Below are 21,577 nucleotides of genomic sequence, written 5' to 3' on the forward strand. Positions count from 1 at the left end.
ACCAAACCGGTCGCGGCCGTTTCGCAGAGGTATCAGACAGAGACAGAAGCCTCACGCTGAAGTTCGAGCGCGATATCGATCAGCTGGTCTTCCTGCCCACCGACCAACTTGCGCTTACCCGCCCGAACCAGCATTTCGGCCGCCGAAACCCCATAGCGCTCGGCCTGACGCTCGGCATGCTTCAGGAAGCTGGAGTACACACCCGCATAGCCCATCATCAGCGACTGGCGGTCCAGCAGACATTCCTGCGGCATGACAGGCCGCACCACATCCTCGGCAGCGTCGGCGATAGCGAAGAAATCGATACCCGTCTTGATACCGAGCTTGTCGCAGACACCGACGAACGCCTCCACGGGTGTATTACCCGCACCAGCGCCGAATCGCCTTGCGCTGCCGTCGATTTGCTTCGCACCGGCACGAACCGCATAGATCGAGTTGGCAACCGCCAGATCCAGGTTCTCGTGGCCGTGGAAGCCGACCTGAGCGTCATCACCGAGTTCGGCAACCAGCGCCGCCACCCGGTCCGAAACCTGTTCGAGCACAAGCGCACCCGCGGAGTCCACCACGTAGACACACTGGCACCCGGCATCGGCCATGATGCGCGCCTGCTTGGCCAGCGCCTCCGGCGGCTGGGTGTGCGACATCATCAGGAAGCCGACGGTTTCCAGCCCCAACTCCCGCGCGAGACCGAAGTGCTGGATCGATACGTCCGCCTCGGTGCAGTGCGTGGCGATGCGGCAGATCGACGCACCGTTGTCCTGGGAAATCTTGATGTCCTCTTTGACGCCCACGCCGGGCAGCATGAGCACCGCGATCTTGGCCTGCTTCGCCGTCTCCGCGGCAATCTTGACCAGCTCCTGCTCGGGAGTGTGCGAGAAGCCGTAGTTGAACGACGAGCCGCCGAGGCCGTCGCCGTGCGTCACCTCGATGACCGGCACACCGGCGCCGTCCAGCGCGGTCACGATGTTGCGCACATCGTCGGCGGTGAACTGGTGACGCTTGTGGTGCGAACCGTCACGCAGCGACGTGTCGGTGACGCGGATGTCGAGTTCTGCGGAATATGCCATGGTTGAGCTCCTTTACACCCGGGCCGACAGAATCTGGGATGCCATGACCTCGCCGACCTGGGTGGCGGCCGCGGTCATGATGTCGAGGTTGCCCGCGTAGGGCGGCAGGAAATCGCCCGCACCCTCGACCTCCACGAAGACCGAAACCTTCGCCATCCCACCGGAAACCACCGACGGCGGGTCGAATTGCGGCTCGTTCAGCAGCCGGTAACCGGGCACGTACTTCTGGATATCGGCGACCATCCGATGGACGGAATCCGCGATCGCATCGGTATCGGCATCCTCGGGAATCGCGCAGAAGATGGTGTCGCGCATGATCATCGGCGGTTCGGCCGGGTTCAGAATGATGATGGCCTTGCCGCGCTGCGCACCGCCGATGGTCTCCACACCACGCGAGGTGGTCTTGGTGAACTCATCGATATTGGCGCGGGTGCCCGGTCCGGCGGACACCGACGACACCGAGGCGACGATTTCGGCGTAGACCACCGGCACCACGCGCGATACCGCCGCGACGATCGGAATGGTGGCCTGACCACCGCAGGTGATCATATTGACGTTCGGCGCATCGAGATTCGCGCCGACCAGATTCACCGGCGGCACCACGGCGGGCCCGACCGCGGCGGGCGTGAGATCGACCGCGCGAATTCCGGCCTCGGCGTATTTCGGAGCGGCCGCCCGATGCACATATGCGGAGGTCGCCTCGAATACCAGATCCGGCAGTTCCGACTGCGCGAGCAACCAGTCCACGCCCTCGTGCGAGGTTTCCAGCCCGAGCCCGCGGGCGCGCTTCAAACCCTCGCTCTCCGGGTCGATTCCGATCATCCACTTCGGTTCCACCGTGGTGGAGCGCAGCAGTTTGTACAGCAGATCGGTGCTGATATTGCCGGATCCGACGATCGCGGCGGTGACGGTCCCCGTTTCGGACACGGCAAGCCTCCTATTTGAATTGCAAACGGACAGAACCGAGTCCGGCGAACTCGGCGTGGAACGAATCGCCCGCGCGGGCATCGATGGCACGGGTGCAGGAACCGGGCAGCACAATGTCGCCCGCCTTCAACCGCACCCCGAAACTGGCGACCTTGCGCGCCAACCAGGCCACCGCGATCACCGGATCGCCGAGCACCGCATCGCTGCGACCCTCCGCGACCACCTCACCATTTCGGGTTAGCACGGCGTCAATGGCCTTGATATCCAGTTCTTTCGGCGCAACCCGCGGCGCACCCAGCACGAAACCGGCCGAGGACGCGTTATCGGAAATGGTGTCGGCCAGTCCGATCTTCCAGTCCTTGATCCGCGAATCGATCAGCTCGATAGACGGCGCGTAGGCGACCGTCGCGGCGAGCACATCGGCCTCGGTGCATTCTTCGCCGGGCAGATCCGCGCCGAGCACGAATCCGACCTCGACCTCGACTCGCGGAATCAGATAGCGCGAGGTCTCGACGGGAACGTCCTCGAAGACCTCCATATCCGCGAGCAGATGACCGTAATCGGGTTCGTCCACACCCATCATCTGCTGCATGGCCAGCGACGAAAGTCCGACCTTGTGCCCGACCACCTTCGCGCCGTTGTCGAGTTTGCGCCGGATATTGATCAGCTGGATCTCGTAGGCGTCGACGACATCGATATCGGGATGCCTGGCGATGAGCGGGTCGATGCCGACCCGATCGCGTTCGGCGGCCTCGAGCTCATCGGCCAATTCGATTCGTACCGCGTCGGACAGCACGCTAGTTTCCTTCCACTGTTGTCGCTTCGGGCACCGCTGCCCGCGAAAGCACTTCGGCGCCTGCCGCGAATCTGCCCGCACGCCGACCGGAGAAAATGCAGTCGGCCAGGGACAATCCACTGACATAGGAGTCCGAGCAGATACCGACCGCCGTCCGGCCGGCCGCGTACAGGCCGGGAATATCGGTTCCTGCAGCGGATTTCACCGCCCCGGTGCCCTCATCGACGACGACTCCGCCGAGGGTGAGCATCGGGCACGGATTGACGACGCTCGGTTTGATACCCACATCCAGCAACCAGAACGGCCCGGCCCCCACAGTTTTGGTGAATTCGGCGGGCTTGCCGACCGGATCGGGCGCACCGTTCGCGATCGCGGCATTGTGCTCGGCGACGGTGGCGCGCAACCCGTCGGCATTGATACCGGCCTTCGCCGCAACGGCATCCAGAGTTTCGCCACGCACGGCATTGCGCCGCATCGCCTCGAACTGTCCGCGCTGGAACCAGGCCGACTGCGTCCGAATCTGTGAGATCGCGGTGCGCATGAGTCCGTCGTCGGCGAGCAGCCAACCCTTGCCGCCGTGTTCGGTGATCAGTGCGTGGCCGACCGCGGCACCGTAGCGGGTCTCATCGATGACCCGACGACCCTCCGCATCGACCAGGACCGAACCGGTAAAGGCACTGGGCGGCAAGATGAATCGCCACGCCGAGATATTGCCCATCCGATCCGTCGCCGCACCGACCCGCTCGGCCATCCGGATGCCGCTGCCGTCATCACCGGTGGTCCCGAGCGCGAGTCCGCTGCGGTATTGCGGCCCGTACTCCCGCAGCATCTCCCGATTCGCGATGAATCCGCCCGCGCTGAGCACCACACCGCGACGGGCCTGAATCCGAATTCTCGTGCGGTACCGGCGATCGAGCTTCGCGAGCTGACGCTCCATCGCCTTGCGCAGCGGCGGATAGTAAATGCCCGGCTTGGCAGCGATTTTCGCCATGCGGGCGTAGCGATCCCGGACCCGCCCGGGGGCGTCGCGCAGTGACTCACATTCGACGCCGATCACGGTGCCGTTGTCATCGGTGATCAATCGCGTTGCCTGCGTGAGGGTTTCCACCCGAATCCCGCGTCGCGACGCCGAGGCGGCGAGCGGACCGGTGAGCTTCTTGCCCGACGTGCCCTTGCCCTTGACCCGGTGTCCGCGCTGCGCTGGCGTCGCGACCTCGCGGCCGTAACCGGAGACCTCACTACCGGAGTAGTAGAGGTAGTAGCTGTCGTTCGGATACGACGTCTTGTACGGACACAGCGACGCCTCGAACGGCACACCGTGCCCCTTCAGCCACTCGATCAGCGCCGGACTCTCGTCCACAAACCGCCGCAGCGTCTCGGGCGTGACCGCCGTGCCGACCTCACGCTCGAGATATGCCAGCATCTGCTCCGGCGTATCGCGCACCCCGGCCTCGTGCTGCACCGAGGTGCCGCCGCCCGCGTAGATGATGCCGCCGGACAACGCCGACGCCCCGCCACCGGCGAAACGCTCCAGCACCAGCACCTGCGCACCCGCCTCGGTCGCTTCCAGCGCGGCCGCGGCCCCCGCTGCGCCGTAGCCGACGACGACTACGTCGGCGGTCAGGTCCCATTCGCCGCCGGCGATTGCTTGCAGGTCGCTCGACACAACGCCGCTAGCGACTGCTTGCAGGTCGCTCGACACAACGCCGCTAGCGACTGCTTGCAGGTCGCTCGACACAACACTGCCCATGTACACCACTCCGGTCAGAAACTGAAACAAGTTTTCTCGACGAATGGAACGTCGAGCGCGTCTTCTGCCACTCAACATAGACCAAATGCGGTCCCATTCTATAACGTGTTCTACATGACTGATCGGGAATACGATGTGGTGGTGGTCGGCAGCGGTGCCGCCGGGATGACCGCCGCCCTCGCCGCTGCCCACCACGGGCTGAGCGCGGTGATCATTGAGAAAGCCGCGCACTACGGCGGGTCGACCGCACGCTCCGGGGGTGGCGTGTGGATCCCTGGCAACAAAGCGCTCAAAGCCTCCGGCCGTCCCGATGACCGAGAGGACGCCCGCACCTACCTGCACAGCATCGTCGGCGATGTGGTGCCGAAGGACCGGATCGACACGTACATCGACCGTGGTGCGGAGGCCTTCGACTTCGTCCTCGACCACACCCCACTGAAGATGAAGTGGGTGCCCGGCTACTCCGACTACTACCCGGAGGCCCCCGGCGGCCTGGGCCAGGGCCGCTCGTGCGAGCCCGCGCCGTTCAATGCCAAGACCCTCGGCGAAGAGCGGTTCAACCTGGAGCCGCCGTATGCCAAGGCCCCGCTCAATGTCGTCGTCATGCAGGCCGACTTCGTCCGGCTCAACCTGATCCGTCGCCACCCGAAGGGCATCATGCGGGCCATGCGAGTCGGCGCGCGCACCTACTTCGCCAAGTGGACCGGTAAGCACATTCTCGGCATGGGGCAGGCGATTATCGCTGCCATGCGCAAGGGGCTCATCGACGCGAATGTGCCGCTGCTGCTGAACACTCCGCTGACCGAACTCATTGTGGAGAACGGCGTGGTCACCGGCGTCGAGGCCGAGCACAACGGCGAGACCGTGCGGTTCACCGCCAAATACGGTGTGGTGCTCGGCAGCGGTGGTTTCGAGCACAACGCCGAAATGCGCACCAAATACCAGCGCCAGCCCATCACCACCGAGTGGACCACGGGTGCGGCCGCCAATACCGGCGACGGCATCAATGCGGGGATGGAAGTCGGCGGCGCGGTCGACTTCATGGAGGATTCCTGGTGGGGGCCGACCATCTTCAAGGGCGGAAGGCCGTGGTTCGCGCTGGCCGAGCGGAATCTGCCCGGCACCATCATGGTCAACGCCGACGGTAAGCGATTCGGAAATGAGTCCGCTCCTTACGTCGAGGCTGTGCACACCATGTACGGCGGCGAATACGGGCAGGGTGAGGGTCCGGGCGAGAACATCCCCGCATGGTTGGTGTTCGACCAGCGCTACCGGAACCGCTACATCTTCGCCGGACTGCAGCCTGGTCAGCGGTTTCCGTCCCGCTGGATGGAAAACGACCTGATTGTCAAGGCCGACAGCCTCGCGGAGTTGGCTACCAAGATCGGCGTGCCCGCCGAGAATCTGACGTCGACCGTCGAGCGGTTCAACAAGTTCGCCGAGACCGGCAAGGATGAGGATTTCGGCCGCGGCAACAGCCACTACGACCGGTACTACGGCGATCCGACCGTGAAGCCGAACCCGTGCCTTGCCGGGCTCGTGCAGGGTCCGTTCTACGCGGCCAAGATCGTGCCGGGCGACCTCGGCACCAAGGGCGGCCTGGTCGCCGACACCGCCGGGCGGGTCCTGCGCGAGGACGGCACCGTGATCGAGGGTCTGTACGCCTCCGGCAATAGCGCGACCCCCGTGATGGGTCATACGTACGCGGGCCCCGGCGCAACCATCGGCCCCGCGATCACTTTCGGCTACCTGGCGGTGCTGGATATCGCCGAGCGCAAGAAGCAGCAGTCGGCCAAGGCCACCGCCGAGGCGTAGGCGTGGCGTCTCACGCAGCGGACGCCACCTTGCCAGCCGCGGCGCGGCCGCCGCACGATCGATCCGAAGCAGTTGCCACCGCGGCCTCGGATCGCTGGGATACGCCCACGACAGGTCGCCCGCATGCCTCGGGCGATCTGTCCACAAGCATTCACAAGGAGAACTCGATGCCCATCGACCCGAATATCGCGCTCGGCGCGGAGCTTCCAAGTGGGGAGTTCGCCTGGACACCGTCCGAAGTGCAGCTGTACCACCTGGGTCTCGGGGCGGGCGGACGCTGGACGGATCCGGCCGAACTACGCTACGTCGACGACCGCGCCCCGCAGGTGCTGCCGACCTTCGCGACCGTGGCACCCACCTTCCACGACACCGAGCCGCCGAAGGTGCAGTTCCCCGGCATCGATATCGATCTGGCCAAGGTCGTGCACGGCCACCAGGAGATCGAAGTGCACCGCCCGATTCCGGCCGCGGGCAAGGCCACCATCACCAGGCGCATCACCGAACTCTGGGATAAAGGCTCCGCCGCCGTCGTGGTGCAGGAGCATACGATCACCGGCTCCGACGGCGAACCGCTCTGGACCGCACGCTCATCCATTTTCGCCAAGGGTGAGGGCGGCTTCGGCGGCGAACGCGGCCCGAGCACCAAGGCCGAACTCCCCGACCGCGCCCCGGATTTCGACGTCACCACACCCACCCTCCCGCAGCAGGCCCTGCTGTACCGCATGTGCGGCGACCGCAACCCGTTGCACTCGGATCCCGAATTCGCCCGCGCCGCAGGCTTCCCCAACCCGATCCTGCACGGCCTGTGCACCTACGGCATCGTCTGCAAAACCGCCACCGACACCGTGCTCGATTCGGACGCGAGCCGCGTCACCGGCTTCCGCGCCCGCTTCGCCGGTGTCCTCTACCCGGGCGAAACCATCCGCACCCGAATCTGGCGCACCGATGGCGAGCTCATCATCAGCGCCACCGTCGCCGACCGCGCCGACGCCCCCGTCCTCGCCGACGTCAGCCTGCGCTTCACCTGAGCACCCGACGTCTGATCACCATGCGTTGGTGGAAGCAAAGGCGGGGCTCAGCCGAGGGCATCGGCGCATCGGCTACGCGATGCCGGCACATCCCGGGTTTCGACAGATGGCCGAAGGACGCCTGCGCAGCGTCACCGACGCCTGCGCGGCGGCCGGCCTCGACGCCCCCGACAACCTCGCGGTGATCGGAGCCGATGACATCCCCACCGCGCGGCTGTCGACGCCACCGCTCACCACGGTCCACTTCGACCTGCATCAAGTCGGCAAGCAACACGCCCAGGCAGTCGTCGCCGGCTTGTCCGGCGACGACTCCCAGCCGACCTTCGTGCCGATCATCCCGCGGCTCGTTCAGCGTGCATCCACATGAGAGTGGACCGGGATTGCGACCATGGCTTCAACTGGGCGCGGTCGCGGTCTCGTTGCTGCGTGCCCGTTTGATTGCGACGCCCTGGATTACCAGGGCGTACAGCAGGATCACCAGGATCGGGGCGGCGATCGGGACCCATGCCAAGCGCAATGGAAGCAGCGCCGCGCCCACAGCCACCGCAGAAAATGCCACCGCACCGGTGACGGAAGGCACCGTGGTCGGTACAACACCAACCGGCGCGGACACGGTCGCGGTATTCAGCAGATAAGCCGTAGCCACCAAACCTGCTGCGGCAGCGGCCAGTACGCCCGTGTCCGCTACGGCAAGCACTCCGATCGCGAGGAGCACCGCGCCGACCGCGGGCAGCCGGAACCACCAGCCCGCTACCACCAGCGCCACCGCCGGAATCCCGGCCCATGGCGTCATCAGCGTCACCGAGGTCACCAGTAGGACCCCGGACAGAATGGCGAGGAATCGAATCATCGGCGCACCCTTACGGTTCGGCGATGGTCGGGGATCAATCGCATGACCTGATCCAGTCGGGCGTCTTCGGTCCAGGCCACGATATCGACGCCGACGGTTCCCATATCCCGATACATCGAGGCGCGCTCCAGATTCCACATCCGCGCCAGGGTCGGATCGAGATGTTCGTGGAAGGGGGTGCCGCGCAAGACATCCACGACCACCACTACGTGTCCGCGCTTGCGCAGATCGATCAGCGCGAGCGCGAACTGGGTGTCCAGCAGTGTGGAGAAGGCGACGATGATCGCACCGAGTGGCACGGCCGCATGCGGCGCCAAGGTGCCGGTGGTCGGAATGTGCTCATCGCCGACGTCCAGCACGGTATCCACGATCCGATAGAACTGCCGCCGCCCGATATCGGGGCGCAGCCAGCGCGGTGACTGGCCGAGGCAGACCACCGCGGTGCGGTCACCGGCCTGCAGCGTCGACTGCACCACCTGTGCCGCACCGCGCACCGACAGCTCGAGCGAATCGGTGGCCGGACCCGGCGCCTGCTGCGAAGTATCCACCAGCACAACCACATCCGCGGATCGGTTCGTCAGCCGCTCGGTGACATATAGTCGCCCGCGCCGCGCACTCACCGGCCAGTTCACGATGCGAAGCTGATCACCGGGCGCGTAGGCGCGGATATCGGCGTACTCCACTCCGGGACCGTGCTTGCGGGTGAGGTGGGTGCCGAGCCGTTCGGGAAGTTCGGTGCGCGGCAACTTCATTCGCTGAGGGTCGGTGATCGGGTAGACGAACAGTTGCCCCGCGGGCAGCACCGCGGAGGCCACGGACAGTCCCGCCGGGCTCTGCGCGGTGACCCGCACCGACAGCGGATAGCGACCCCAGCGGTCCGCCGTCAGAGCCAGCCGCAGCCCGGCGGGCGCCGTCCCGGAATCGCTCGCCTCCTCGATGTCGATCCCGAGTCCCGCGAACTTCTCCGGTTTCAACCGAAGCAACGCGTGACCCGATTCTACGAAGGCACCGATCGTCATCACGACCTCCTCCGTCTCGAAACACCGCAGCGTGCCGCCACCGTCCACCTGGATCCGGGTCTTCGACTGCTGCCACGGCGCGGTGGCGAGCACACCGAGCAGCGGAGCCGCGAATACGACCAACTGCCAGCGGCCGAGCACCACCGCGAGTAGCAGCGCCACGGCCGCGGCCACCGCCAGCATGAACACCAAGGGCGCTGGACGCCAGCGCAATTCGGCCTCGACGGCGGCGCTCATATCCCGATGCCGCGCCCCACCCGCCATCGGCTCGTCCCGGGTCGGTGGTCGCGCCGCTGCGGCATTGGCCGCCGCGATCCCCTGGATGACGGGTGCGGCGGCGGTGGTATCCGGCTGGGTCATGCCCTTTCCCACCGGGTCATGTCACCGACGCGCGCGGAACCGGCAGACGGCGCAGCAATTCGGTGATCACGTCCTCGCCGCGGATCCGGCGCACCCACATCTCGGGCCGCAAGGTGATCCGGTGCGCCATGGCCGGAACGGCGAGCGCCTTGACGTCTTCCGGAATCACATAGTCGCGCCCGAGCAGCAGCGCACGGGCCCGCGACATCTGCACCAGATCCAGTTCGGCGCGTGGACTCGCACCCACCTCGACCTGCGCATGCGCACGCGTCGCACCCGCCAGCGCGACCACATAGCTGACCACATCCGGATGCACCGTGACGAATTCGACGGACTGCCGCATCTCCAACAGGCCGTTCGCATCCACCACCTGAACCACCTGTGGTGTCGCCGAACCGCGCTCCAAGCGGCGGCGGATCATCTGGCGTTCGTCGTTCTCGGACAGATAGCCCAGCCGCAGTTGCATGGCGAACCGGTCCAGCTGCGCCTCCGGCAGCGGATAGGTGCCCTCGTATTCGATCGGGTTATCGGTGGCGAGCACGACGAAAGGCTGGGGCAGTTGGAAGGTTTCGCCGTCGATGCTGACCTGGCCCTCGGCCATCGCCTCCAGCAGCGCGGCCTGGGTCTTCGGTGGGGTGCGGTTGATCTCGTCGGCCAGCAGCACATTGGTGAAGACCGGTCCGCGCCGGAAATTGAACCGGCCCGTGGACATGTCGTAGATGGTGGAGCCGAGCAGGTCGGCGGGGAGCAGGTCGGGCGTGAATTGCACGCGGGTGAAGTCCAGGCCGAGCGCGGCGGCGAAGGACCTGGCGATGAGCGTCTTGCCGAGGCCGGGCAGATCCTCGATCAGGATGTGACCGCCGGCAAGTACGGCGATCATGATCAGCTGCAACTCATCCCGCTTGCCGACGATCACCCGGGACAGTTCCCGGAGCACCGCCTCGCTGCGCTGGATGGTCGTGTCCATCGGCATCGTCATATGTCTACTCGCACTTGCCTCAAACCCATTCTCCTAAGGCCGTATTCAATTTGGCATGATCGGGGCCCTACATGGTTACGCAAGCTGCCTCCTCCGGGCCTGACCGCTCATGCCTGCGCCTCGCTGGCGCTCGGCTCCGGCATGCGCGTTGCGCGCTGTGTCATGATTCGCTCACTGCGTTCGCTCATGCCGGGTCAGTTACATCTTCTGCAAGCAGCGCAGGATTTCGTCCAGCGCCGCCCGCCCCGGTGCGGGAGTCGTCTGATCCCGCAGTGCCGAGTTGGCCGGATCGACCCAGCGCCACAGCTCCGGGCCGAACTGCAAAATTCCGGCGGCCTCGGTCGCCTTGCGGTTCTTCGCGACCCGCAGGCCGGTGGACAACTCGAACTCCTTGGCCAGCAGCGGACGCAGATGCCGATCCCAGTCGGCCCTGGTGCCGTCCGCGCGATCGGCGAGCATCTCCGCTCTGGCATGCCAGTGCCGCAGCATCTCGGCGGGACCGTTGTCGATATCGTCGGATCCGGCATCGGTTTTGATGGCCGAACGGCCGGTCAACGACCAGATGAGCTGAATCATGGCCAGCGCCACCGGAACTCCGGCGGCGATGAGCAATGCGCCGCGGGCCTTGCCGAGGGTGATGAGCTCGATCAGCACGATGAGGATCAGCGCACCGATCACGATCGCGCGGTTCATACCATCTCCCCTTGCAGATCGGCCAGCACGATACGCAGTAGTTGTTCGGCCCGCATGCGCTGCCACGCCAGCATCGAATGCGGACTGAACCTGGCCTCCTCGAAGAGCGCGACCAATTCCCTGGCCGACGCGTCGTGCAGTGCGCCGCGCTCGAAGGCGCGGGCCAGCACCTCCATAGGGGTATCCGAAGCAAGTGGGGCGGCGGCGCGATCGAAGGACAGCCCGTGTTCCATCGCGACGTAACAGGCGATGATGGCCTCGCGCGGATCCTGACCGGGCACATTCATGGCGGCCAGACCCATCTCGGCCGCCCTGGCCAGCGAACCCGCGACCGTCGGCGCAGCCGGCGGCGCCGGGACCGGCACCACACGCGGCTTGCGCTGCCCCGCCACCGCGACCACGATCAGCCCGATCAATGCCCCGCCGACCAGCACGGAGGCGGCGACAATGGCCACCAGTAGCGCTGTCCCGGTGAGGTGCTGCGTAGGCGCGCTGTCGGGTGTCGCGGGGGCGGTGACCGCCTCCTGCGGGGTGCGGCTGGTGGTACCGCGCGGCCCCGATGACGGCGCCGGCTCACCCTCGCGACCGAATCCGACGAAGAAGACTGCCGACGCCGCCGCGACGATCAAGGAAACGACCGCCAGCGCGGCCAGCACCAGTAGGCCGGTACGGCCGAGCAGTCCATGTCTGCGCTCGGAATCACGATCCACCTCCGGCATGGCCAGCGGCAGTCGATGCTGGCTGGCTATCACCCCGGCGATCAGGATCACCACCGATACCGTGAGCAGTACCGGCATCAGTACCACCGAAATAGCAGATGGCACCGCGCGGTGATCGCCGGAATCATGGGCCCCGGGAATGTGGCCGCGCAGCGCGATCGCGGCACACGCCAGTAGCGTGATCAGCACGATCACGCGCCATATCGGCGCTCCCGCCCTGGCCACTTGCTACCACCACATCTGAGTACAGCTCTGAACAGGCACATAGTTACATGCCGAGTGGTCCGCTCGGGAGTGAATCGAATACTTAGGATCGCCTCCTTTTTATCCGTAACCGGCCGTACATTTTTGCGGGTAGCGCAGCTAGCGGAGCACGGCGGATTCGGGCTGACGGAGTTCACTCAGGCGGCTTGCGGTCCGTGCCAGGTCGGGGACGGCGGGGACGTCGGCCACCAGGTCAGCGAGTGCGGTGCGAGCCTCGAGCGTGAGTTCGAGATCCGCGTCGTAGAGCACGTCGACCAGATTGACGAAGCGCATGGCCCAGTCGGGCGGGACCTCGCGCAGAGGTGGGACGTCGCGCAAGGTCCATCGGCGAAAGCGGTGTGCGAGTTCGACGTAGTCCGAGGCGGCGGTGGCGGTGCCGCACAGGGCGGCGAAGTCGAAAGTGATGGCGGAGCCGTCGACAGCGCTGGCATGGATCTCTCGGGCACCCGAGACAACAATTTCCGAGGTGTCGACGTCTCTCGCGTCGTCGATGCGGTAACAGCCGGAGGCGAAGCCCGTGCCGCTGTGTGCGGCGCGGGTGCGGTAGTCGAGTGGACCGTCGACCGAGACGATATCCAGATGCGCCAGGATGCGCGCGATGGTCGGTAGGAAGCGGTCGTGGAACAGCGGGTTGGGCAGCAGCTGCTCCGGCGGGTAATTCGAGGTCACCACCAGGACGATGCGGCGGGCGAACAGGGCGTCGAGCATGCGGGCGATCAGCATGGCATCGCCGATATCGTGCACGTGGAATTCGTCGAAGCAGACCAGTTCGGCATGGCCGAGCAAGTTGTCGATGGCCTTGTCGATGGAGCCCGATTCGTGTGCCGCGGTGTGCAATCGGGCGAAGAAATTGTGGAAGTGGAAGCGGCGCTTGCGGTGAGACGCTATGCCTGCGAAGAAGTCGTCCATCAGCATGGTTTTGCCGCGACCGGGTCTGCCGTGCAGGTAGATGCCACGATGCCGCTTCATCGGCCTGCCGTGCCGGTCGAGCAGTTCGAGCAGGCGCGCGCGAGCCCGGAGCTGGTCGGCATCCAGCGTGACGTTGTCTTCCATGACACCCTCCTGATCCTCTACAGTTGTAGAGGATCAGGAGATGCGGCCGCCAGAGAAGGTGATGATGTCCACAACCGACCGACGCGCGGCACTCGTCGACGCCGCCATCGATGTGATTGCCACCCAGGGCATTCGAGCGCTCACCCACCGCGCCCTCGATACCGCCCTCGAGCTGCCCGGCGGGTCGGCCTCCTATTACTTCCGCACCAAACGCGCGCTCATCGAGGCGATCGCGGACCGGATCACCACCCGCTCCCGCGACGACTTCGCCGCCGCAGAACTCGCCTCGTCGCCATCCCTCGACCCCGATGACATCGCGAAGGCCATAGCCAGTTGGCTCGACCGCCTACTCGTCGATCGTCGCCATCACCTGATCGTCCGGCATGCGCTGATCATCGATCTGCTCGGCGATCCGGAACTGCACCGACGGCTCACGCACAGCCTGTTCTCGACCGAGCGAGCGCGAGAACTATTCCACGCCTTGGATTTTCTCGATCCCGATGCGGCCGCCGCCGACTTCATCGCGGTGGTCGAAGGTGCGGTCTTCGATAGATTCGCGGGCGCGCGGGCGCACATTCCGGCAGGTACCCGGGGCAGCACCGACCAACTCGCGGCCGTGCTGTCCCGCTATCTCACCCAGCCCCACTCGCTATAAGGCGTGCCGGTCGTGAACCCACGGATTCCGGCAGCGGAATAGCGGATCAGCGACTCTTCCGGCAGCGTGTCGAGCGAAAACCATTGCAGCCCATAGCTTTTATCCGGCTCCCGATTCATCGGCTCACCCGCCCAGCGCAGTGCATGGAAGAACAGCCCGAGCCGGGCTTCCCGCCCGGAGCCGATCACGTGCGCGGTATGAATCAGCCGCAGATCCGCCGGGTCGATGACAACCCCGATCTCCTCCCCCGCCTCACGCGCGGCAGCAGCGGTCGCGGACTCGCCGGACTCCAGCTTTCCCGCAGGCAGATGCCACAGCCCATCGAACTCGTCCGCACTGCGCCGCTTGCTGAGCAACAGCTCACCGTCGCGCACGAGCAAGATGTGCACGTCGACAAGATGTCGCTCGGCCATCGGACTCCTCCCACTCCTGCGCCGCTCCAACCTACGCCGAAGTCGTCAGTTCGCGCTGAGCACCAGCCCCGAGGTCGGGACTCCCGTGCCCGCGGTAACCAGGATGTTCTCGAGGTTCGCCACCGGGTTTACGGAGGTGCCGCGGATCTGCCGGACCGCCTCGGCAATCCCGTTCATGCCGTGGATATAGGCCTCGCCCAGCTGTCCGCCGTGGGTATTGAGCGGCAGGCGGCCACCGACTTCGATCGCGCCGTCGGCAATGAAATCCTTTGCCTCGCCGCGTCCGCAGAAACCGAGTTCCTCCAATTGCATGAGGACGAACGGAGTGAAGTGGTCGTAGAGGATGGCGGCCTGCATATCCTCCGGACGCAGACCACTCTGCTCCCAGAGCTGATCACCGACCAGACCCATCTCCGGCAGACCGGTGAGGGCATCGCGGTAGTAGCTCGTCATTACATATTGGTCCGCACCGGAACCCTGTGCGGCAGCGGCGATTACGGCCGAACGCTGCGGCAGATCCCGGGCCCGCTCGGCGCTGGTGACCACGATCGCGACACCGCCGTCGGACTCCTGGCAGCAGTCGAGCAGATGCAGCGGTTCGGCGATCCAGCGCGAATTCTGGTGATCTTCCAGGGTGATCGGCTTGCCGTAGAAGAAGGCGGCCGGATTCACCGCGGCATGTTTGCGGTCGGCGACGGCGACGCGGCCGAAGTCCGCGCTCGTCGCGCCGTAGACGTGCATATACCTGCGGGCGACCATGGCCACCTGCGCGGCCGGTGTCCCCAACCCCTGTGGATAGGACCAGCCCGCATCGATGCCCGAGGAGGTCGGCGCGGTGGCCAGCGCGGTGGAGAACTGGCCGAAGCGCGATACCGAACGCTCGTTGAAGGCGCGATAGGCGACAACCACATCGGCGACGCCGGTGGCGACCGCCATGGCGGCCTGTTGAATGGTGGCGCAGGCCGCACCGCCGCCATATCCGATGTGGCTGAAGAACTTCAGCTGCGAGATACCGACAGCGCGTGCCACGGCCGCCTGGGTATTGGTATCCATGGTGAAGGTGGTCAGGCCGTCCACATCGGCGGGTGTGAGGCCCGCGTCGGCGAGCGCTGCGGTGACCGCCTCGGCGGCCAAGCGCAATTCGCTGCGGCCGGAGTCCTTGGAGAAGTCGGTGGCGCCGATGCCGACAATGGCGGCGCGGCCGGAAATCCCGGTGGTGCTGTCAGCGGTCATCATGGCCTCCGCAGTGCGATAACGGCTTTCGCCGTGATGTGGTCACCGAGGCTGTCGCGGCCGACGACATCGATATGGATGTCGTCGCCGTGGATCGCGGAGACGGTGCCGGAAAGTGTCAGGGTGTCACCGGCATACAGCGGTACGCCCAGGCGCAGCGCGACCGATTTGACGATAGCGCGTGGTCCGGCCCAGTCGGTGACGTAGCGCTGCACCAGCCCGGTATCGGTGAGGATATTTACGAAGATGTCCTTGGAACCGCGGGCGACCGCCTTGTCCCTGTCGTGGTGCACATCCTGAAAGTCCCTGGTGGCCAAGGCCGTACTGATCACGAAGGTCGGATCGGCGGTAATGACCAACTCGGGCAGCGCGGTGCCGACCTCGATCGTGGCCGGTTCGACGTAGGTCATGCGATCACCCGCCAAACCGGCAGCACGGCTTCGTCGTCGAGCTTCTCGAACTCGACCTGCACCGGCAGGCCGATCTTCACCTCGGCCGGATCGACGCCGCGCAATTCACCGAGCATGCGCACACCCTCTTCCAATTCGACCAGCGCTACCACGAAAGGCAGTTGCCGCCCAGGCACTTTCGGCGCGTGATGTACGACGTAACTGAACACTTCACCGCGCCCGGAGGCGACGACATAGTCGGTCTGCTCCGACTTGTCCTGCCACAGTGCCGGAATCGGCGGATGCCGCAGTGTGCCGTCCGGCAGCCGCTGGATCCGCAGCTCCCCGACCTTGGTGCCCTCCCAGAAGAATTCGGTATCCCAGGAAACCAGCGGTTTGACCCGGTCGCCCGTGGGCGCTTTCGGGGCGGTGCCGGTACCGGGCGCGAATTTCAGCATCCGCCAGAGCATTTCGGCGACCACCTCGTCGCCCACCTGCCAACTGATCTGGAAGGTGATGAACCACCCTTCACCGAGCGCGGTCCGCTTCGGGCCGCGGATATCGCACAGCCTGCTGGTCACCGCCACTTGCTCACCGACATTCAGGTATCGGTGGTAGGTCTGCTGACAGTCGGTCGCGACCACCGAGGTGAAGCCCGCGCTGTCCAACAGCTCGATGACCTGGTTCGTAGGATCGTCCGCCGCGCGGGAACCATTGAGCCCGAGCATGGTCCAGACCTGGATCATGGCGGGCGGCGCCACGGTGCCGGGATGTCCGGCGGCACGCGCGGCATCCTCGTCGACGTAGATCGGATTCCGATCCCCGAGCGCCTCCACCCAGTTGTTGATCATCGGCTGGTTCACCGGGTCACGCCCGAGGCGTGGCGCGCAATCACCCGCCGCGATGATCTTCTCGGCGGCTTCGGTAATCGCTTCCGGAGTCATGGTTTCCGGCACGCGCGGCTCCTTGTTGTCGTCCGTACCGCGCATCGGCGCGGATTCATCGAGGTACCCGAGGCAGTTTCAGCCCGGAGGAGGCGACCAGTTCGCGCATCACCTCATTGACGCCGCCGCCGAAGGTCACCACCAGATTCTGTTTGGTTCTGCGGTCCAGCCAGGTCAGCAGTTCGGCGGTGTCCGGATCGGCCGGATCGCCGTAATGCCCGACGGTCTCCTCGGCCAACCGACCCGCCTCCTGCAGCGATTCGGTGGAATACACCTTGGTTGCCGAGGCATCGGCGATGACGGTGGCCTGGTCACCGTCGACGGTCGCCGCGACCTGCCAGTTCAACAGTTCGTTGAGCCGAGCGATGGCGTGGATGCGACCGAGCGAGCGGCGCACATCGGCCTCGGCGAGCACACCCCGCGACTGGGCCCATTCGTGCACCCGGTCGTAGAGCTGTTCGATCTTGCCGGACGGGCCGAGGCTCACCCGCTCGTGATTGAGCTGGGTGGTGATCAGTCGCCATCCCTTGTTCTCCTCGCCCACCAGCATGTTGGCGGGCACCCGGACATTGTCGAAATACGTGGCGTTGGTGTGGTGCGCACCATCGCAGGTGATGATCGGCGTCCAGGAATAGCCGGGATCCTTGGTATCCACGATCAGGATCGTGATGCCCCGGTGCCGTGACTCGACCGAGCCGGTGCGGCAGGCCAGCCAGACATAGTCGGCCTCATGCGCACCGGTGGTGAAGATCTTCTGCCCGTTGATGATCCAATCGCCGGATTCGTCGCGCACGGCACTCGTGCGCAGCGAGGCGAGGTCGGTGCCCGCCTCCGGTTCGGAGTAGCCGATTGCGAAATGAACATCGCCGGAAAGGATTCCGGGCAGGAACTTCGCCTTCTGCTCGTCGGTGCCGAAGCTCTGCAGCGTCGGCCCGACCGTCAACAAGGTGACCAGCGGCAGCGGAACATCCGCGCGCACCGCCTCATTGAAGAAGATCTGCTGTTCCATCGGCCCGAAACCCTGGCCGCCGAACTCCTTCGGCCAACCGACCCCGAGCCAACCGTCCGCACCCATCCGGCGCACCACCGCACGGTAGGCGTCACCGTGGCGGTTGATCGCCATCTCGGCCTCCTCCTCGGGAGTCACGAGATCGGCGAAGTACGCGCGCAATTCATCGCGCAGCTTGCGTTGCTCCGCGGTCAGGTCGATGAACATCTGGCCCCCAATCGATCGAGTCGGAACGATTCGCCGCCGAGCCAGCGGGCGATGTCCTTGGCCTGCGAGTAGTAGCGGTGCATCGGATGGGTCACATCGACCCCGAGGCCACCGTGCAAGTGATGGCATTTCTGCATGGCGGCGGGCAGTTCCGACGCCACGGTGTAGGCGAGCACATCGAGGTCGTCATCGATGCGCTCTTGATGCGGCGGCGTCGAATCGGACTGTGCCAGTGCCCAGCTCGCCGAAACCGCGGCGGCGTGCAGGGTCCGCGAGACGACGTACACATCGGCGATCTGCTGTGCGACGGCTTGGAATTCGGCGAGCGGCCGATTGAACTGCCGTCGGGTCCGCAAATGCTCGGCGGTGAGCACGAGCGCACCTTTGAGCAGTCCGTCCGCGGTCGCGCCGATCGATGCGATGGCCAACCGGTGCAGTTCACCGATGCCGCCGGGCAGCAATTGCTCGGCCGGAATCTCGACCTGGTCCAGGCGCACCGAACATTCCGGAATCCCGCCGGAAACCGGTGACGGCGTCAGGGTGAGCCCCATCGAATCCGAATCAACCAGTGCGATACCGGAATTCGTCGGAACCAAGAGCCAACGCGCCTGCTCCGCATACGGCACCGCCACCTTGCGACCGGTGATTCGCACCGTGTCACCATCGGAAACCGCGGTGGTCTCCGGCTTGACCACGAACGGATTCGCGCGCTCGCTGAGCGCGGCGGTGAGCACCGCGCCCTTGGCGACCTCCGGATAGACCCGCTCGGCGACGCTGGCCGGCAATCCGGACAGCAGCGGCAGCAGGCCGAAGCCGAGGGTCGGCAAGGCGGGCACCGCCACCGCATCGGCGGCCAGTTCGGTCAACAGGACCGAGACCTCCGGCAAGCCCATACCGTCACCGCCGAACCGCTCCGGCAGCGCGAGCGAGAGCAGTCCGGTCTCGATCAGACTCGGCCACAGCTCGATATCGCGTGCGGGTTCACGCTCCAGCAAACTCACGACGACCTCGGCCACGGCGTCCTGGCCCTCGTCCCGGGTGAAGTCCACGCTTTACTCCCAGTTGGTTGGTCGACTAGCTGTCTGCATCGCGAGGTAGTCCGAGGATTCGCTCACCGGCCACGGTCAACAGAATCTGCTCGGTTCCACCAGCAATCGACAAACAGCGCGTGAGCAGGAACTCTTTTACCACCTCTGAGTCCTGCGCACCGGTTGGACCTGCCGTTTCCACCGCGAATTCGGCAACCGCCTGGCGGTGCCGGACACCGACGAGCTTGCGCACGCTACTCTGTGCTCCCGGATCACCGCCCGCCAGCATCCGAACCGCGGCACGCTGTTCCAGCAACAGTCCAGCGATCGCATCGGCGACGAAGCCGCCGAGCCGATCGTTCAATAGCTCCGCCCCCGGCCCGGTGGCGGGCAGTTTGGCGATGAGCTCCTCCAGCACCGGCCCGATCCCGTTGCCGCCCATGGCGACTCGTTCGGTCGACAGGGTCGAGCGGGCGATCTTCCAGCCGTTGTTCAGCGCGCCGACCAGACCGTCGTCAGGCACGAACACATCGTCGAGGAAGACCTCGCTGAAGCGCGCCTCCCCGGTGATCTGCACCAGCGGCCGCACCTCGAGTCCGGCGCTGCGCATATCGACGAGGAAGTAGCTGATACCACGGTGCTTCGGTGCGTCCGGATCGGTGCGGGCCAGGCAGATCGCCCAATTCGCGCGATCACCCAGCGACGTCCACACCTTCTGTCCGCGCAGCAGCCAACCGCCGTCGACCTTCTTGGCGGTGGTGCGCAGCGCGGCCAGATCCGAACCGGCCTCCGGCTCACTGAACAGCTGGCACCAGACCACCTCGCCGCGCAGCGTCGGCCATGCGAACCGGTCGATCTGCTCCTGGGTGCCGTGCTGCAGCAAGGTCGGGATGGCCCAGCCGCCGATCGTCAGATCCGGCGACTCCAGGCCCGCGCGCCGCAGTTCCTCCGAAATCACCAGGCCCGTCATGGGATTCGCGCCACGCCCGTACGGTGCGGGCCAATGCGGCATGGCGAGCCCGGCGTCGACCAGCGCATCGCGCCGCTGATCGACCGGCAGCGCGGCGATCGCGGCCACCTCGGCGGCCAGCTCGTTCGCATTGCTGTCGTCGACCTCGACACCAGCTGTGTTCGATTCGCGGCGCTCCCGGGCCCCTCCGTGGTTACGCTCCGCTGCCTCCTCCGGGCTCGTCGCTCGCGCCGCAGAGGCGAACACCCGGTCCGCACCGGTGGTCCGGCGATCGCCGGCCCGGGTCAGCTCGGTGACCCTGGCCCGCCAGCGCGCCGATCCACCGAGCAGCTGCCGCAGTGCGGTGGCCCGACGCAGGTAGAAGTGCGCGTCGTGCTCCCAGGTGAAACCGATGCCACCGAGCACCTGAATGCAGTCCTTGGCGGTCTCGACCGCGGCGTCCAGCGATATCGCGGCGGCGATGGCGGCCGCGATGGGCAGTTCCGCACCGCCCTCGTCGACCGCGGCCGCGGCATCGGCCGCGACGGAACGGATCAGCTCGGCCCGGCAGAGCATCCACGCGCAAATGTGTTTGAGCGCTTGGAAAGAGCCGATCTTGCGCCCGAATTGCTCACGCACCTTGGCGTATTCGACGGCGGTCTCCAAGCACCAGCCCGCCACACCGGCGAGTTCGGCCGAAACCAATACCGCTAGTAGATCTTCCACCGCATGCGGGGACTCGAACACCCGGTCCGCAGGCACTCGTACCTCGGCGCAGTGCACACGCGCCAGTGGCGTACTCAGGTCAGCAGGTGCCAGCGCCTCGATGCGCAGACCCTCGGCTTCGGGTCCGATCACGCACCAGCGCAACCCATCCGGCGTCCGCACCGGCAACAGCACCGAGGTGCCCGGCGCGGCGCCGAGTACCGATTCCCAGACACCCGTGAGCAACAACTCCTCGGATGCGGCCGGTATGTTCTCCACGTCCCCGACAACGAAGTCGAGTGCGACTCCGCACGGCATATCCTCGGCGAGCGCGCCCGCGGTGACCAGGTTCGCCAATGCGGTGGACAGCACCGGCCCACCGACCAGATCGTGTGCCGCCTGCTCGACCAATACCGCGAGGTCGGCGACCGATCCACCGTGGCCACCGGCCGCTTCGGCAATGGCGACCCGGAAAATTCCGAAGTCCGCCAACCCCGGCCAATAAGCGCGCCAGAAGTCCGTCGGCTCGTCCCGCATTGTTGCAATAGGACGTACCGATCCGGCCCATCCGCGCATCGACTCCTGAACGGCTTTATGCTCGTCAGTGGTGGCGATGGTCACAGTCCGTACCGCCTTTCCGGCGTGACTCCCACACCTAGAACATGTTCTAATATCCTAGCTGGGCGGAAGTCAAGAGACGACCGATGCCCGTTGCCGGAATGCAG

General features: G+C 66.0%; 21 protein-coding genes. 4 read left to right on the plus strand and 17 right to left on the minus strand.

The window, feature by feature from the left end; all coding sequences use genetic code 11:
• Positions 1–32 precede the first annotated feature (32 nt).
• From dmpG to OIE68_RS29480, 4 genes are read right to left on the minus strand one after another with little or no spacing between them, the layout of a single operon-like run.
• The gene (dmpG, locus tag OIE68_RS29465; protein WP_327094303.1) at positions 33–1,067 is read right to left on the minus strand and encodes a 4-hydroxy-2-oxovalerate aldolase; all 1,035 of its coding nucleotides are present in this window, start codon (positions 1,065–1,067) and stop codon (positions 33–35) included.
• Positions 1,068–1,079: 12 nt separating this feature from the next.
• Complete coding sequence (locus OIE68_RS29470) at positions 1,080–1,994, minus strand: acetaldehyde dehydrogenase (acetylating) (protein ID WP_327094304.1); 915 nt, start codon at positions 1,992–1,994, stop codon at positions 1,080–1,082.
• Between the two features lie 10 nt (positions 1,995–2,004).
• Positions 2,005–2,790, minus strand: a complete 786-nt coding sequence (locus OIE68_RS29475) for a 2-keto-4-pentenoate hydratase (protein WP_327094305.1) — start codon at positions 2,788–2,790, stop codon at positions 2,005–2,007.
• A 1-nt stretch (position 2,791) separates the two neighbouring features.
• Complete coding sequence (locus OIE68_RS29480; RefSeq protein ID WP_327094306.1) at positions 2,792–4,456, minus strand: FAD-binding protein; 1,665 nt, start codon at positions 4,454–4,456, stop codon at positions 2,792–2,794.
• A gap of 189 nt (positions 4,457–4,645) precedes the next feature.
• Here OIE68_RS29480 and kstD point away from each other — a divergent pair, with 189 nt between their 5' ends.
• The 3 genes from kstD to OIE68_RS29495 all read left to right on the plus strand — a co-directional run bounded on the left by kstD (position 4,646) and on the right by OIE68_RS29495 (position 7,750).
• Positions 4,646–6,355, plus strand: a complete 1,710-nt coding sequence (gene kstD, locus OIE68_RS29485) for a 3-oxosteroid 1-dehydrogenase (protein WP_327094307.1) — start codon at positions 4,646–4,648, stop codon at positions 6,353–6,355.
• Positions 6,356–6,522: 167 nt separating this feature from the next.
• Positions 6,523–7,383 carry a MaoC family dehydratase gene (locus OIE68_RS29490; RefSeq protein ID WP_327094308.1) on the plus strand — a complete coding sequence of 287 codons (861 nt, stop codon included), beginning with the start codon at positions 6,523–6,525 and terminating at the stop codon, positions 7,381–7,383.
• 28 nt (positions 7,384–7,411) lie between these two features.
• Positions 7,412–7,750 (plus strand): substrate-binding domain-containing protein, encoded by a 339-nt coding sequence (locus tag OIE68_RS29495; protein ID WP_327094309.1) that lies wholly within the window; start codon positions 7,412–7,414, stop codon positions 7,748–7,750.
• 27 nt (positions 7,751–7,777) lie between these two features.
• Here the strand turns inward: OIE68_RS29495 and OIE68_RS29500 are convergent, their stop codons facing one another.
• The 6 genes from OIE68_RS29500 to zapE form a co-directional block, all read right to left on the minus strand.
• Complete coding sequence (locus OIE68_RS29500) at positions 7,778–8,233, minus strand: hypothetical protein (RefSeq protein WP_327094310.1); 456 nt, start codon at positions 8,231–8,233, stop codon at positions 7,778–7,780.
• On the minus strand, positions 8,230–9,516 hold the full coding sequence (locus OIE68_RS29505; protein WP_327101844.1) for a DUF58 domain-containing protein: 1,287 nt from the start codon (positions 9,514–9,516) through the stop codon (positions 8,230–8,232). The genes OIE68_RS29500 and OIE68_RS29505 overlap by 4 nt, the downstream gene beginning before the upstream one ends.
• A gap of 112 nt (positions 9,517–9,628) precedes the next feature.
• Positions 9,629–10,591: a MoxR family ATPase gene (locus OIE68_RS29510; RefSeq protein ID WP_327094311.1), complete on the minus strand. Its 963-nt coding sequence runs from the start codon at positions 10,589–10,591 to the stop codon at positions 9,629–9,631.
• A gap of 198 nt (positions 10,592–10,789) precedes the next feature.
• Positions 10,790–11,284: a hypothetical protein gene (locus OIE68_RS29515; RefSeq protein ID WP_327094312.1), complete on the minus strand. Its 495-nt coding sequence runs from the start codon at positions 11,282–11,284 to the stop codon at positions 10,790–10,792.
• The gene (locus OIE68_RS29520) at positions 11,281–12,228 is read right to left on the minus strand and encodes a DUF4129 domain-containing protein (RefSeq protein WP_327094313.1); all 948 of its coding nucleotides are present in this window, start codon (positions 12,226–12,228) and stop codon (positions 11,281–11,283) included. Before OIE68_RS29520 ends, OIE68_RS29515 begins: the two co-directional genes overlap by 4 nt.
• A 138-nt stretch (positions 12,229–12,366) precedes the next feature.
• Positions 12,367–13,320 (minus strand): cell division protein ZapE, encoded by a 954-nt coding sequence (gene zapE, locus OIE68_RS29525; protein WP_327094314.1) that lies wholly within the window; start codon positions 13,318–13,320, stop codon positions 12,367–12,369.
• Positions 13,321–13,360: 40 nt separating this feature from the next.
• Here zapE and OIE68_RS29530 point away from each other — a divergent pair, with 40 nt between their 5' ends.
• The gene (locus tag OIE68_RS29530) at positions 13,361–13,975 is read left to right on the plus strand and encodes a TetR/AcrR family transcriptional regulator (RefSeq protein WP_327094315.1); all 615 of its coding nucleotides are present in this window, start codon (positions 13,361–13,363) and stop codon (positions 13,973–13,975) included.
• Here the strand turns inward: OIE68_RS29530 and OIE68_RS29535 are convergent.
• The 7 genes from OIE68_RS29535 to OIE68_RS29565 are packed head-to-tail and all read right to left on the minus strand — an operon-like array spanning position 13,948 to position 21,473.
• Positions 13,948–14,388 (minus strand): NUDIX domain-containing protein, encoded by a 441-nt coding sequence (locus OIE68_RS29535; RefSeq protein WP_327094316.1) that lies wholly within the window; start codon positions 14,386–14,388, stop codon positions 13,948–13,950. The two genes, OIE68_RS29530 and OIE68_RS29535, sit on opposite strands and share 28 nt — an antisense overlap.
• 45 nt (positions 14,389–14,433) lie before the next feature.
• On the minus strand, positions 14,434–15,621 hold the full coding sequence (locus OIE68_RS29540; RefSeq protein WP_327094317.1) for a lipid-transfer protein: 1,188 nt from the start codon (positions 15,619–15,621) through the stop codon (positions 14,434–14,436).
• Complete coding sequence (locus tag OIE68_RS29545; protein ID WP_327094318.1) at positions 15,621–16,031, minus strand: MaoC family dehydratase; 411 nt, start codon at positions 16,029–16,031, stop codon at positions 15,621–15,623. Before OIE68_RS29545 ends, OIE68_RS29540 begins: the two co-directional genes overlap by 1 nt.
• On the minus strand, positions 16,028–16,954 hold the full coding sequence (locus OIE68_RS29550) for a bifunctional MaoC family dehydratase N-terminal/OB-fold nucleic acid binding domain-containing protein (RefSeq protein WP_327101845.1): 927 nt from the start codon (positions 16,952–16,954) through the stop codon (positions 16,028–16,030). The genes OIE68_RS29545 and OIE68_RS29550 overlap by 4 nt, the downstream gene beginning before the upstream one ends.
• A gap of 55 nt (positions 16,955–17,009) precedes the next feature.
• Complete coding sequence (locus OIE68_RS29555) at positions 17,010–18,170, minus strand: acyl-CoA dehydrogenase family protein (RefSeq protein ID WP_327094319.1); 1,161 nt, start codon at positions 18,168–18,170, stop codon at positions 17,010–17,012.
• Positions 18,155–19,219, minus strand: a complete 1,065-nt coding sequence (locus tag OIE68_RS29560; RefSeq protein WP_327094320.1) for an acyl-CoA dehydrogenase family protein — start codon at positions 19,217–19,219, stop codon at positions 18,155–18,157. Before OIE68_RS29560 ends, OIE68_RS29555 begins: the two co-directional genes overlap by 16 nt.
• A 25-nt stretch (positions 19,220–19,244) precedes the next feature.
• A complete protein-coding gene (locus OIE68_RS29565; RefSeq protein WP_327094321.1) occupies positions 19,245–21,473 on the minus strand; it encodes an acyl-CoA dehydrogenase in 2,229 nt (742 codons plus the stop codon).
• Positions 21,474–21,577: the final 104 nt, after the last annotated feature.

This window comes from Nocardia vinacea, assembly GCF_035920345.1.
GTDB classification, from domain to species: Bacteria; Actinomycetota; Actinomycetes; order Mycobacteriales; family Mycobacteriaceae; genus Nocardia; species Nocardia vinacea_A.